The sequence below is a fragment of the Methanoculleus sp. SDB genome (genome assembly GCA_001412355.1).
In the GTDB taxonomy this organism is placed as follows: domain Archaea; phylum Halobacteriota; class Methanomicrobia; order Methanomicrobiales; family Methanomicrobiaceae; genus LKUD01.
Genome location: LKUD01000023.1, coordinates 1 through 14190 on the forward strand (window position 1 = coordinate 1; position 14190 = coordinate 14190).

A 14190-nucleotide genomic window follows, 5' to 3' on the forward strand; every position below is an offset into this window, starting at 1 on the left:
AAATGTATTTGTTTAAAAAACAAATAGAATGTAAATATTTTGAAAAATTAGATTTCGATTCTAATGAATTTTTAACATGGATGAGAACAAGAACACATGCAAGATTATTAATAAATAAAATTCAAACAGGAAATAGTCTTGAAATTGTTTTAGATCTTTCTGAAATAATTGCGATTCTTGTATTATCAGCTGATTATCCAATTATAGAGACTCTAGTGGACAGCTTCATTAATAGAATCAGTGAAGCAGTACGTGAAAGAGGCCTAATAAATAGAAAAAGTCCAGGTACAATATTAGTCAATTCTTTTAAATCAGAAAAAGAAGAAAAAGTTATGATCTCCGCGACCTCAGATAAAAAAGTCGATATTAAAATTACATTTAATACAACGAAATCTGGAGGTTCAAATGTAAAAAGCTTAGAAATACATAAAAAATAGGTAAAAAAATAAATTAAAAATTATTTTCTTTTGCACTTGTCTTACTTTTTGCCCTTTTATTTCAAAACCCCTTACTTCAGACCTCTTCCAGTATAAGGGTCTGTATTCGTCGTATCTTGGCTATACAATCTAAGATTATGATACTATTGCTCACCACCTACCCTCCGGGCCGGCACACCCGCTCCAGCTCCCCGAACAAGCCGCCGATATCGGACACCTCCGGGGCCTGCCCCACAATCCTGTCGTACAGCGCCGTGGCCCTGCCGTCCGTGTGGTCGAGCTTTTTGAGGTTTTTGTCGGGGTTGAAGAAGATGACGGGCTTTTTTCCGAGGAAGGAGGCGGCCGCTTCGATGTTGGCGCAGTTGCCGGGCCCCACATTGACGGCCACGAGCACGATGACGTCGGCCTCGTCGCAGAGCCGGTAAAGCTCCGTCGTTTCGTCGGGCCCGATGGCGCTGAAGGGGGGTGCGGAGACGAGATCGATCTCCATGAGGGCGGCCGTGTCATAGTCCTGGTCGCCGTTGTTGAGGACGCCGGCGCTGACCTCGTAGCCGGCCGATGCGAGCGTGGAGAAGACGATTCTCCCCCGGCCCTCGCCCGATATGACGTGGACCCGGCAGCGTTGCCGGTCCCGGTCCGCGGCGGGAAGCGAGAAGGAAAACTGGTACCTGCCGGCTTCGGGGAGCTTCTGGCGGATGGCGAGCACATCGAAGACATCCTCGATCGCCCGGGCCGAGAGCACCTTATCCGCGTCCCCGGAGGCGACGATGCGTCCTCCCTCGGTCAGGACGATGTCGTCGCACCATGTCGCGGCCAGGTTCATCTCGTGGAGAATGCAGATGACGGTGATCTCCTTCGACAGCCGGGAGAGCAGCTCCATCAGGTCGAGCTGGTGCCTGATGTCGAGATGCGACGTGGGCTCGTCGAGCAGGAGGTACTTCGGCTGCTGGGCAAGCGCTTTCGCGATCATCACCCGCTGCAGTTCGCCGCCGGAGAGCTCGGTAACCTTCCGGTCCCGGAACCGCAGCGCATTCGTGTCTCGCAGCGCATCCAGAACGATCCGGTGGTCCTCCTCCGTCGTGGGCCGGAAGCTCTTCCGGTACGCTATCCTGCCGAGCATCACATAATCGTAGACCGGAAAGGCGAACGGGCATTCGATCCCCTGCTCCACCACCGCACGCAGGCGGGCGAGATCGGCGGGCCGGATTCCCCCGATGTCGTGCCCGTCGTAGAGCACCGATCCCGTGCCGGGCTGCAGGTAGCCCGCCATGACTTTCAGGAGCGTGGTTTTTCCGCACCCGTTCGGCCCGATGATCCCGGTAATGCGGTGATCCCGGCAGGTGACATCGATTTCGTGTAACACCGTCTTTTCCGGGTAGTACCCGAAACTCAGCCCCCTGATCTCGACCGGCACCTACAGCACCCCCCGGTTTTTTCTCAGCAGGTAGAGGAAAAACGGCACCCCGCAGAGTGCCGTGATGACGCCAATCGGGAGTTCCGCCGGGGAGATGACGACCCGCGCCGCGATATCGGCCAGCACCAGAAACACGCCGCCTGCGAGCAGCGAGACCGGGACAAGAATGCGGTGGTCCGGGCCGACCGCGAGCCGGGCGATATGGGGGATGATCAGGCCCACGAAGCCGATGATGCCGCTCACGGCCACCGCCGCGGCGGTGATGAGCGAGACCAGAACGATAAGCAGTTTCTTGAGCCTGACGACATCGACGCCCGCGTACATCGCCGACTCCTCGCCGAACATGATCGCGTTCATCTGGGGCGCGAGGTACACGAGGATGAGGGGCACGACAACGGTAAACGGAAGAATAATCCAGAAATAGTCCCATCCCCGGCCGCTCAGTCCGCCCATCATCCAGAAGAGAATCTGGTGCAGGTTCATCTCCGCGGTGAACAGGATGAACGAGTTGACGGCCGAAAGAAACGCCGCAATCGCAATTCCCGAGAGGAGCAGGGTATTGACCGGCACCTGGTTGCCCATCCGTGCGATGGTGTACACGAGAAAGATCGTGGCGAGGCCGAAGAGAAACGACAGGACCGGAAGGGAATAAAACCCGAGTCCCAGAAACCCGCCGCCCGCGATGACGAGCGTGGCACCGAGCGCGGCACCGTTTGATATTCCCAGAAAATAGGGATCCGCCATCGGATTTTTAAACAGGCCCTGCAGGACGACACCGCTGGCTGTCAGGCAGACGCCGACCATCGCCGCGATCAGGGCTCTCGGGAGCCGGATTTCGGTTACAATGATCGCGTCGGCGCTGCTCCACCATGGGATCTCGCCCGTGAGCGGTTCGGCGAGAATGGCGATGACCGTGGAAACGTCAATGCCGGAGACCCCGATCATGACCGACAGCACGATGGCTGACACGAGCAGGATCGACAAAACTGCCGTTGCCGCCAGTGTCAGTCTGCGGTGATACATTCGTCAAACATCTCCAGGGCCAGCACGATCCTCGGTCCCGGCCGCGACACGACATTTTCATCGAGTTCGTACAGCCGTCCCGACACGATCGCGGGAATTTCGGAAAATACCCCTTTTTTGAGAAGATCCGCCTTAATCGTATGGGATCCGCTTCCGTGGCCGAGCGGCATGAGGATGATGTCGGGACGCCGGGAGATGATGGCTTCCTCCGACACCGCAAAGTACCGGCTTTTGTCGTGGAAGATGTTGGCTGCGCCGCAGAGCGTGATCATCTCGTCCTGAAGCGTGCCCGCTCCGGCGACATACATCGGATCCGCCGATACGATATACATCACCTTCGGCGGCTCGGCGGCAGGGGTTCCGTTTGAAACGGCGGCGACCCTCTGCCGCATCGAGGCGACCAATGATTCGGCACGCTCCTTGCACCCGAGGGCGATTCCGACAGACCGGATATTGTCGTAGACATCATCGAAATTCTCCAGCTGATAGGTCAGGACCGGTATGCCGAGCTGCGCCAGCTGTGCCGTAATATCGGTATTGGTGACCGTGGATGCAAGGACAAGATCCGGTTCCGCCTGGATAATCGCATCGATGCTGAGCGTTTTCGGCCCTCCCATCGAGGGGACGGACACGACCTCGGGCGGGTAGTTGTCATAGTCGGTCCGTCCGACAAGCTCGATTCCCGAATCCGGTGTGTTCAGCTCGTAAAATATCTCGGTCTCACTGGGCGAGAGGGAGACCACCCGGTGAACATCGGCCGGGACCTGCACGGGTACTCCGGAAAAATCCGTGATGGTGATCGTCGTGGCCGATGCGGTTTCCGGGGTATGTTCCGGTGAAACGCACCCGCCGGTCAGTACAAGCGCACAGATGAAGAGGATGGTGAAGGTGGCTCCCCGTGATCCCATAATGAGAGTTGCCCTTCTGAACAAAAAGAATTTACTAAAATAAAATAATCTGGAGCACGGTCCTGCGGAAACCGGATGATTCTCTTCGCCGGAGGGCCTGCCTGCCGCCGGCAGGTTAGTCGGGGCGATGTCGTTATCCCTTCCTTCCCGCTCCACTCCTCACCGTGTGTCGGGCCCGGGTTTCCCTCGCGATCCGGCATCGTCCTGTTACACATCGATGAACATGCCGATTACCGAGACTAGTGTCGTCCTCCCCGAGATGCGGTCGTGCACAAAGACGTCCGCATAGCCGTTCGTATCGCCCTCTACCAGATTGTCGGCCTTCGAGACGAATATCACGTACCGGCCGTCCGCGGAGATATCGGGGGCCCCCGAGTCGCCGTTCCCCTGTATTCCATCGGACGCGACCGAGACGAGCGTGGTCTTTTCGCTCTCCGTGTCGAAGACAAAGACATCGTCCCTGTCGTTGGTGTCGCCGGGTGTCAGCGCGGCGGCTGATTCGAATGCGATATACCGGCCGTTTCCGGAGATCGCCGGTGCACGGGACCATCCGCCGGTCGACCGGTTGGTGATGCTCCTCGTGCTGCCGGTGTGCCGGTCATGGACAAAAATATCGATACCGCCGGAGGCTCCCGGAGCAGTTGTTTCTGCAAACGAGCGAAACACCACGGAGCCCCCGTCGCCCGATATGGCGGGGGAGATCGACGAACTCTGCCGCTGCACCCCGGCGGATGGCACCGGGACGAGTGTGGTTTCTCCGCTCGTGCTGTCGTACAGGAACACGTCGCTCTCTCCGTTCTCATCGCCCGTGACGAGATTATCGGCATTCGAGGCGAATACAATCCATCTCCCGTCGCCGGAGATCCATGAGGGGAAGGATGCCGCGTTTGCCTGTGTTCCATCCGATGCCACCGAAACCCGGGTCGTCAGGCCGGTTGTGCGGTCATGGAGGAAGACGTCCAATACTGTATTCGTATCTCCCGGAACCAGATTGTCAGCCCCTGATGAGAACGTGACGTATCGGGCGTCCGCGGAGATGACAGGATCGATGGACCAGTCGTTGGCCCGCGTTCCGTCGGATGCCCGTGAAACCACGTCCGCCTGCCCTGTTATCCGGTCGACGACGCAGATCTGGTGGAACGGATTTTTCCCGTCCGCGGGATACGAGGTCTTCGAGAGCGGGGCGATTGCCTCGAATGCTACGTACCGCCCGTCCGCCGAAAGGGAGGGGTACAGGAAACTCGAGTAGGTCTCCCGCAGATCCGTCATGTTCACGATGCTCACCGTTTCGCCGGTTTCGCGGTCGTGGAGGAGAATGTCCCCCGGCGATCGCACCAGGCTGAGGCCGGGGATGAATCCGCCGGCGGTGACGAACGCCACGTACCGTCCGTCTGCGGATATCGAGGGATAATCGGCCCAGCCGTCGAATTGCGTCCCCTGCACGACCTCCTTCGGCGGCAGTTCGTCCTCTCCCGTGATGCACCCGGCAACCAGGGCAAGGGCGACGACCGCCACGATCCATATATCGGTGTATGCCATAGTTCTCATGTCCTGAAACAGGGTGAAACGGGAAAATCTTCCCGGACCGCCTTACCGTGATGCATTCCACCTTTGCCTGCCATTAAATTACCGTTCCGCACCGGCCGTCATTTTCGAAACGGCCCGTCATCGCACGGGTACGCCAGAGATGCGGCGCACCGGGGTGAATTGATGCGTAGCATCTCACCGGGGACCTTTCATCCTCCGGGTATCGGTCACCCCGGCACCAGCAGCCACTTCCAGAGCGGGACGCACCGGACATCGCCGTGTGTCTGTGCGGTATCCTTCGTTATAAGCACCATATCCCTCACTTTTGAACCAAATTCGCCGGCGAACTCCCGGAGTGCGTCCATCTCCCGTGCGGGGATGGCATCGGTGTAGGTGACATTGATTGCACTGAGCGTGGTGTCCGGGTTTTTCAGGATAAAATCCACCTCGCCACCTTTTTTCCAATAATACGGCTCCTGCCCACGCCGCTGAAGTTCGAGATACACCAGGTTTTCGGCACATTTTCCGTCATCTGCTGAAAATGTGAAGGAAACCGCATTTCTCAGACCATTGTCGATACAGTAGATCTTCTTGTTGTTCCGTGCCTGAGTTTTCAGCGAGTAACTGAAAAAATGGACCTCGAAGAGCACTTTTGCCATCCCGGCGTACTGGATGTACTCCCTGACTGTCGCCGCATCAATCCCCAGGATCTGTACCAGCTGCCGATAGGAATAGGGGGAAGCGATGTTGGTTAAAAGATAGGAGAGGAGATCGCTCATCGCCCGCTGATTGCGCACATCGTTTACCCGGACGATGTCGCGGTAGACAATACTGTCGTAGTATGCCCTGAGCTGGTCTTTTTTCACATCCTCATCGCCCTGTCGTACGACCTGCGGGAATCCGCCTTCATGGAGATAGCGCCTGAGCCATTGTAAAATCTCATATTTCCGGCTGGAGAGCGCTATTGAATCGTTACCTGCATCCACCTCATGAAAGAGAAGATACTCGGAAAAATCGAGCGGGTAGACCGGGACCGGGAGATATCTTCCGCTGATCAGAGTAGAAATCTCCGAATCAAGAAGATAGGAGGAGGACCCTGATATCACCAGATGGAACTGTTTGCGGTCATACGTCGATTTAACCCACCGTTCCCATCCCGGGATGTTCTGGATCTCGTCAAAGACCAGACATGCACCCCCCTTGCTGTAAACCTCTGATCTATAGGTTTCGAGCACCGTCTCCAGCGGCCGGTCCAAACGGGCAAGGGCGGGCTCATCGCAGTTGACGAAGAGAATAGACCGTGGATCGACGTCCTGCTCGTGAATCAGGTCGTGGATCAGCTGGTACAGCAGGGTCGTCTTGCCCGAGCGCCGCACGCCGCTGAGAACCACGATCTCCCCTGTAGCGTAATATTTCCTGATCTTCGACGAATAGCGTTCCCGCCGTACGCCGGTCTCGAAGTCGTTGCCGCTCCACCAGGGATTGAGGGATACCAGGAGGTCAAGGAGGACGGTCACATTTTTTGATGGGTTATAACCCCACATAAAAGTATGTTTTTGAGTGATTATAATCATGCAAAAAAACCTGTTTTCGAATGGTTATAATCCCTCGATACTGCCTGTTATCGCAGGGTTCTACTCCTTCACTCTTCCGGCAGGGAACCTGATCCGTGCACAGCGGACACGATCACATCAGCCTTTCCCGCGCCGCTGGCCACGCTCCCGGCGCCAGCTTTATCGGCCCATGCCCCCTATCGATTCTGATGGTATCGAAACGGCTGGTCCGGCCGAAGGACGACCGCATGATTGCCGGGGTCTGTGCGGGCATCGGCAACTACCTCGAGGTCGATCCCAATCTGATCAGGATCGTCTGGGCCGTGCTCGCGCTCGGCGGCATGGGATCGGGAATCCTGCTCTACCTGATCGCATGGGCCCTCATGCCCGAGGACACCGGGCCGCCGGGGCCCATCGACGCCGAATATTCGGTACGGGAAGAAGAATAAGCACTGTTTTTCGGGAGCGGCCGGGGCATTCTTCGCATCATCCCGGCCCCGAACACTATGTATATTCTTCGAGGATCTTGACAAAACCCGTTTTTCTCTGGCAGTAGCCTTCCCGGCACAGCGAGTCGATCGATGTCTCGAACTCGGCCGGGTCGAGCCGGACGACGGCCAGCGCGTCCTCGGACGGGATCCAGTAATCGGCCCCGAATGTTTCATACAGGGTAAAATACAGCTTTCGCGCATCGCCCGACAGCCGGTACGCATCGGAAATTTTCAGGGGCGTGCCGTGGAGTTTCGTGACCCGGTGGTGCATGTCGAGCAGCAGCCCGATGCCTTCCTTCACGAGCTCATCCCCAACCTCCGCATTGTGGTGCAGCCGTGCAAGGGAAGCGCTCAGTTTCGGGATGGCATCGCCAAGGTTCTGGTTGTAGGGGGCCCGGCCGGCTTTTTTGACATCGTCCCGGAGCTCGTAGATCGCCTCGGTGATGATCTGCTCGGCCCGGGCGGAGGGTTCGGGCTTGAGGAGCAGGGAATCAAGCATGTACGCGGTAACGACGGCGTTCTCCTCCTGCAGGGTCTTCTTATATCCCCGCAAAAATGTCCGTTCGGCCGTCTCCCCGATCTCGATCGGGATGTCGGCAATGGTTTTTCTGGGCTTCAGGATCGCGAGGCTGACCTCTTCGCTCCCGTCACCCTGCCGCTTCCTCTCCCGAGCGGACAGGTAATAATAATAGGGCGAATGGAGTGTCCGGAACTCGCCCGGAATGACCGCCATGGAATCCGTAAAAAGGCTCCACTGATATTTCCTGCCGAAGACCGCCGTATTGATGCCCCCCGTACCGGTGACGCCCGGCGGGGAAGAGAGTGCGTAAAGTGCGGAGCACGTGGCAATCTGGTTGATTGTCTCCTCCTCGCCGCGGATAAGGTGGGTGAAATGGTGGACCACCTCTTCGGGGTCCAGTATCCTTCTGCGGGCCGCGAGAGGGGTCGGATCGAACGGTTTCCAGCCGTCGATCGTTTTGATGGTCGTGTGTGCGCCGGTCTTTTCGTTGAAAATTTCCTTTTCATACGCGACATCGACCTCCGCAAAGATATGCTCGGGCGGCGGCGTGCAGGAGTCGGCGAAGTAGATCGTATCCGGCTCTTTGTTCTCAAGAAACGGCGAGGCGAGGAGCTGGAACAGTGTTCCGTCGTTTGAGTAATGGATCACGAAGCCCGTGTGTGCATAGGCGTCGTTGAAGAGCATCTCCCGTTCCACAACAGACAATTCCGCTCCGATGGACCGGTCATAGAGCGCCATCGAAGGTAATTATAGAGTTACGGATAATATCCTTTGCGGAGATATTCCGGTATCCGTGCTCCTTACGGCATATCGTGCTCTTTTCTCAGCCGTTTGACCCGGTCCCGCAGGTAAATCGCCCGTTCGAAGTCCAGATCGTCCGCCGCTCCCCGCATCTGCGTTTCGAGCTCGATGATCAGGTTGGGGATCTCGGTCTTGGGGAGGTGCTTCGTGTCGGTGAGGTCGACCTCTTTTTCGCGGATGGGCTTCACGATGGTCTGCGGCGTGATGCCGTGCTTTTTGTTGTAGGCGATCTGGAGGTTTCTGCGCCGTTCGGTCTCGGCGACGGCCCGTTTGATCGAATCGGTCAGGGTGTCGGCGTAGAGGACGACGTGCGCATCGGCATGCCGGGCGGCACGCCCGATGATCTGGATCAGGCTCCGGGCGTCCCGCAGGAACCCCTCTTTGTCGGCGTCGAGGATGCCGATGAATCCCACCTCGGGGATGTCGAGCCCCTCGCGGAGGAGGTTGATGCCCACGAGCACGTCGAAGGTGCCGAGGCGGAGCTGGCGGATGATCTCCGTTCGCTCGATGGTCTTAATATCGGAGTGGAGGTACCGGGTTTTGATGCCCTGGTCGGCGAGAAACCCGGTGAGCTCCTCGGCGAGCTTCTTCGTGAGCGTCGTGATCAGCACCCGGTCGCCGTTTTCGATCGCACGCTCGATCTCCTCCATGACATCGCGGGTCTGCCCCTCGATGGGGCGGATCTCCACGGAGGGGTCGACAAGCCCCGTCGGGCGGATGATCTGCTCGACAATCCGGGCCGAATGCTCGCGCTCGTAGATCGCAGGCGTTGCGGAGACGAAGATCACCTGCCGCATGTAGTGCTCGAACTCGTCGAACCGGAGCGGGCGGTTGTCGAGGGCGGACGGCAGCCGGAACCCGTAATCGACGAGGTTGCGTTTCCGCGAGTAGTCGCCCCGGTACATCCCGGTCACCTGCGGGAGCGTCTGGTGGCTCTCGTCGACGACCATCAAAAAGTCGCGGGGGAAATAATCGAGCAGGCAGTAGGGTTTCTCGCCCGGCTGCCGCCCGTCGAAATGGCGCGAGTAGTTCTCGATTCCCTTGCAGCTCCCGGTTTCTTCGATCATCTCGATGTCGTACCGGGTCCGCTGCTCGAGGCGGTGGGCCTCGATCATCCCGAGGCCCGGCAGCACCTCGTCGAGCTCCCGCTCGATGGAGGCGAGCGCCCGCTGCTTCTCCGACTCGGGGATCACGAAGTGGCGTGCGGGATAGACGTGGAAATACGGCATCTTTTCGTTGACGGCGCCCGTCATCTTGTCAATCTCCGATATCCGGTCGATCTCGTCCCCGAACAGCTCGATACGGATGATATCGTTGAAATAGCCGGGGATCAGGTCGATGGTGTCCCCTTTCACCCGGAACCGGCCCGGCATCAGTTCGATGTCGTTTCTCTCGAAGAGGAGGTCGACAAGCCTCCCGAGGAGCTCGTTTCGCTGGAGGCGGTCCCCGACGGTGAGGGTGAAGCCCATATTCCGGAAGTTCTCCGGGTTGCCGAGGCCGTAGATGCAGGAGACCGACGCGACCACGATCGTGTCCTCCCGTGATAAGAGGGACGCGGTCGCGGAAAGGCGCATTTGTTCGATCTTCGGGTTGATCTGGGCATCCTTTTCGATATACTGGTCTTTCTGCGGGATGTACGATTCGGGCTGGTAATAGTCGTAGTACGAGACGAAGTACTCGACCCGGTTCTCCGGAAAAAACTCCCTGAACTCGTTGTACAGCTGGGCGGCGAGGGTCTTGTTGTGCGCGATGACGAGGGTCGGGCGCTGGAGCTCCGCAATCACGTTGGCAACCGTGAAGGTCTTTCCCGAGCCGGTCACGCCGAGCAGGGTGTTTCGGCGCCCTCCCGCCCGGAAGCTGTCGACAAGCCCCCGGATGGCGTCGGGCTGCGATCCCTTCGGCTCGAACTCCGAAACACAGCGGAATTCCGTCAAGAAATCACCTGCTTTTTCCGGAGCAGTCGGTTGTAGGCGATCGCGAACCGGTGGGCCTCGTCACGGATCTCCTGGATGAAGAGCGAGGCCTTTTTCCTTTTCGAGAGAGGGAGCGGGATCGACATGCCCGGCAGGAAGATCTCCTCCTCGCGTTTGGCGATCGCGATGACCGGAATCTTCACCCCGGCGCCGGCGAGCGCCCCCGCTGCCGCCGACAGCTGCCCCTTCCCGCCGTCGACGATGATCAGGTCGGGCATCGCGGCACCCTCGTCGCGGAGCCGCCGGTAGCGCCGCCCGACGACCTCGGCGATCGCGGCGAAATCGTCGATCCCCTCGAGGGTCTTGATCTTAAACCGCCGGTACTGCCGCTTGTCCGGCCTGCCGCCCCGGAACTGCACCATCGACCCGACCATCGCCGTGCCCGAGAGATGCGAGATGTCGAAGCACTCGATCACCTCGGGCGTCTCGGGGAGGCCGATCGCTTTTTTCAGCGCCTCCTGCTTCAGGCGGTCGCCGAAGAACCCGATTTCGATATTCTTCTCCACGAGTGCGAGCAGCTTCTTCTTGTCACCCTGCTTCGGCACGGTGATCGTGACTTTTTTTCCCCTGATGCCGGAGAGATAGGGGGCGATGGCGTCGTCGACCGGGTGGGGAAGGATGAGTTCGGCGGGCGGGTCGTTCTCCGCGTAGAACTGTACGATGAACTCCTCGAGCAGGTCCCCGCCTGCGTCGAAAGTGTACTCCTGCCGGTCCGAGAGCGTGCCTTTGACCACGTGAAAGAGCATCAGGTAGGCACGCCCCTCCCGCAGGAGATACCCGATCACGTCCTCGTCGTGGCGGACGTCCCGGTCGGCCCGCTGCCGCTTCTCAAGGTGCCGGACGGCGGCAATCTGGTCGCGGAGCTGCATCGCTTTTTCAAAATCGTCCTGCGCCGACCGCCGTGCCATCTCGTCCGAAAGCGCCCGCACCAGGTCCGAACCGTGCCCCTTCAGGACCGATTCGGCGAGCCGCACCTGTTCGGTGTAGGCCTCCCGGCCGGTCTCCCCGGTGCACGGGGCGCTGCACGTCCCGATATGCCAGCGAAGGCACGCCCGTTTGGGCATTTTTCGGCAGGACCTGAGGCGGAAGGTCTTCTTCACCACGTCGAGGACGTAGTCGCGCTCCCGTGCGGAGACAAACGGGCCGTAGTACGTGCCGGTGCGGGTCTTTTTCCGTGCGATCCCGATGCGGGGAAATTCCTCGTCGGTGAGGTGGATGTACGCGAAATTCTTGGAATCCTTCAGGTCGATGTTGAACCGCGGCTGGTACCGCTTGATCAGCGCGTTTTCGAGGATCAGCGCCTCGACCTCGCTGTCGGTGACGATGACGTCGACCGAACGGGCGGCACCGACAAGCAGCTCCGTCTTCGCGTCCCGGTCGCGTTTCTGAAAATAGCTGGCGACCCGTTTTTTCAGGTCCTTTGCCTTCCCAATGTAGATGACCGTCCCGTCCGCATCAGAAAACCGGTAGCAGCCGGGGAGGTGGGGGAGGGAGGCCGTGTCGATCATTGTCAGCATAATAGTCGGAGTATAAGGTCATAAGGAATGAGGATGGGATAATGGCACCTCGTGGTTAAAGGATTGCTCATCATCAGGGTGATAACAGGGTACACACCTCAATTCACCCATGCGAGGGTCTTTGATAGTTCTTGGCCTTACGACGTGGGATCGAACGAGGTAATATCTATGAAAATTCTTGCTGGTATAACCGCCCGGCATGGAGAACGAGTGAGTATGAATCCTACCCAATGGACCCGTAACAGTCTTATTAATAACTGAATAGCGCCATATCAAGCGCGCTCATTCTCGGAGGCATCACGGTGCCCTCCAAAAGAATCAGTACCGATTGCTCATGATTTCGTCAAACCGTTTGCTGGAAGTAACTCAGGGCACGGGAGAGAGAAATTAAAGAACAGGAAGAATTACTTTTCTTACTATGACATCTTTTTCAATGATTTGTCAGGAAATTTCTTTGTTATATAATGGTGACATACACCAATGCCTTGCATACCATAATAATATTCTTAGTTTTTAAAATACTTCAACGATACATCTGGCAATCTGATTTGCATTAATTCACTCTGCCATATGTCTTCGTTTAAGGAGGATGTTATGAAGAAATTACAGCTCGTTTTGGTAGTATTGCTGGCACTCCTGCTGGCATTCGGGGGTGTTGCATCGGCAAAATCCTTGTACGTTATCGCGGACATCAACAGTGTCCCAACTCCGATTCGATCGTATGATATTCAGGCAGCTCCATCATATCTGGTATTCCAGGTCCAAAATGGTGTTCCCAACCATGGCTGGGGTGCGGTGGGTCTGACGATTGATACGGATTCGAAGTTCCTGTTCGTGACGTATGAAAACAGCAATACAATCCAGCTGGTTGATGCAACGACCATGAGCGATGAGGGAACGGTAACCGCGCCTGGCGCCGGTAACCTTGCAGGCATTGTCGTCGATCAGGGGAAGAAGAAAGTATACACGGTAGATAGATCCACCAACCATCTTTACGTGTATTCATGGGACTCGACGACAAAAACGCTGACTCTTGATGGTGGAACATACAAGAGTCTCAGTGGCGTATCTGCAGCACACGGAATTGCCCTTGACGAAAAGAACGGCAAGTTATATGTTGGTGACCTGACAACAAATGTGAAAATCTTCAACACCAACGACTGGTCAGCAGCCGGCACCAAAACGGTTTCACAGAAGGTCATGGGAATAGCCATTGATGTCAGTAACCAGATACTCTATACCGGCAATGCCTACCCAGCCTACGGAAGTCTTGGACGGCTCTGCAAATACGACATGGGAACCAGCACTGAAACCTATATCACATTGGTAAATGACAATGTGGTTGGACTTGCAGTTGATCCCCCGACCGGCCTGTTATACATTACAACCGGCAACCAGGGCAGTGGTGGTTCCGACAAGTTAATGGTGTACGACAAGAACCTCAACCAACTCTGGCAATCATCGGATATCGGTAACCCGACCGGTCTCTGTATTCCCGGAAAAGAAATCTCATACAATCCGCTGAACCTTGCAAAATCTGACAGCAAGGATCCTGTCAAACCCGGCGAGCAGTTCAGCTACACCATTACCTACGATAATGCAAATGCATATCCGGTTGATAACGTTGTTATCAAGGATACTCTGCCTGCAGAGGTTGACTTTGTCTCTGCAACCGGCGGTGGCACTGAGGCAGGCGGGGTTGTTACCTGGAACCTTGGCACAGTTGCAGCGGGTGCATCCGGCAGCCTGACCGTCACGGTCGAGGTTAAGGCAGGAACTCCTGATGGCATGATCACCAACAGTGTTGTCATCGAAAGCGATCAAACACCCCAGACAACTGTAAACGAACAGACGAAGGTCGAAACGGGTACCATTCCCACACCGGAATTCCCAACCGTTGCTTTACCGGTTGCGATGATCGTCGGCATGGTATTTATCATCCATTCGATCAGGAAAAAGGAGTAAGTAATGATGATGTGACCATGATGACGGTCATATACATCAAATTTTTCGAAAGATAATTTTA

General features: G+C 56.9%; 10 protein-coding genes. 2 read left to right on the forward strand and 8 right to left on the reverse strand.

Annotated elements, in window-relative coordinates; translation table 11 throughout:
* Window positions 1-594: 594 nt before the first annotated feature.
* The 5 genes from APR53_07940 to APR53_07960 all read right to left on the reverse strand — a co-directional run bounded on the left by APR53_07940 (window position 595) and on the right by APR53_07960 (window position 6853).
* A complete protein-coding gene (locus tag APR53_07940) occupies window positions 595-1851 on the reverse strand; it encodes a hypothetical protein (GenBank protein ID KQC05310.1) in 1257 nt (418 codons plus the stop codon).
* Window positions 1852-2874, reverse strand: coding sequence for an iron ABC transporter (locus APR53_07945; protein KQC05311.1), 1023 nt, complete (start codon window positions 2872-2874; stop codon window positions 1852-1854).
* Entirely contained in the window at window positions 2856-3782 is a 927-nt protein-coding gene (locus APR53_07950) for a hypothetical protein (GenBank protein KQC05312.1), read from the reverse strand. Before APR53_07950 ends, APR53_07945 begins: the two co-directional genes overlap by 19 nt.
* Window positions 3783-3989: 207 nt before the next feature.
* Window positions 3990-5321, reverse strand: a complete 1332-nt coding sequence (locus tag APR53_07955) for a hypothetical protein (protein ID KQC05313.1) — start codon at window positions 5319-5321, stop codon at window positions 3990-3992.
* Window positions 5322-5536: 215 nt separating this feature from the next.
* Window positions 5537-6853, reverse strand: coding sequence for a hypothetical protein (locus tag APR53_07960; GenBank protein ID KQC05314.1), 1317 nt, complete (start codon window positions 6851-6853; stop codon window positions 5537-5539).
* Between the two features lie 218 nt (window positions 6854-7071).
* Here APR53_07960 and APR53_07965 point away from each other — a divergent pair, with 218 nt between their 5' ends.
* A complete protein-coding gene (locus APR53_07965) occupies window positions 7072-7311 on the forward strand; it encodes a hypothetical protein (GenBank protein ID KQC05341.1) in 240 nt (79 codons plus the stop codon).
* A 55-nt stretch (window positions 7312-7366) separates the two neighbouring features.
* On the opposite strand, the gene APR53_07970 is transcribed toward APR53_07965, so the two are convergent.
* The 3 genes from APR53_07970 to uvrC all read right to left on the reverse strand — a co-directional run bounded on the left by APR53_07970 (window position 7367) and on the right by uvrC (window position 12155).
* The gene (locus APR53_07970; protein KQC05315.1) at window positions 7367-8611 is read right to left on the reverse strand and encodes a hypothetical protein; all 1245 of its coding nucleotides are present in this window, start codon (window positions 8609-8611) and stop codon (window positions 7367-7369) included.
* A gap of 62 nt (window positions 8612-8673) precedes the next feature.
* Window positions 8674-10608, reverse strand: a complete 1935-nt coding sequence (locus APR53_07975) for an excinuclease ABC subunit B (protein KQC05316.1) — start codon at window positions 10606-10608, stop codon at window positions 8674-8676.
* Complete coding sequence (gene uvrC, locus APR53_07980; GenBank protein ID KQC05342.1) at window positions 10605-12155, reverse strand: excinuclease ABC subunit C; 1551 nt, start codon at window positions 12153-12155, stop codon at window positions 10605-10607. The genes APR53_07975 and uvrC overlap by 4 nt, the downstream gene beginning before the upstream one ends.
* 603 nt (window positions 12156-12758) lie before the next feature.
* On the opposite strand from uvrC, the gene APR53_07985 reads away from it, so the two are divergent.
* Window positions 12759-14129: a hypothetical protein gene (locus tag APR53_07985; protein KQC05317.1), complete on the forward strand. Its 1371-nt coding sequence runs from the start codon at window positions 12759-12761 to the stop codon at window positions 14127-14129.
* The last annotated feature ends 61 nt before the right edge of the window (window positions 14130-14190 follow it).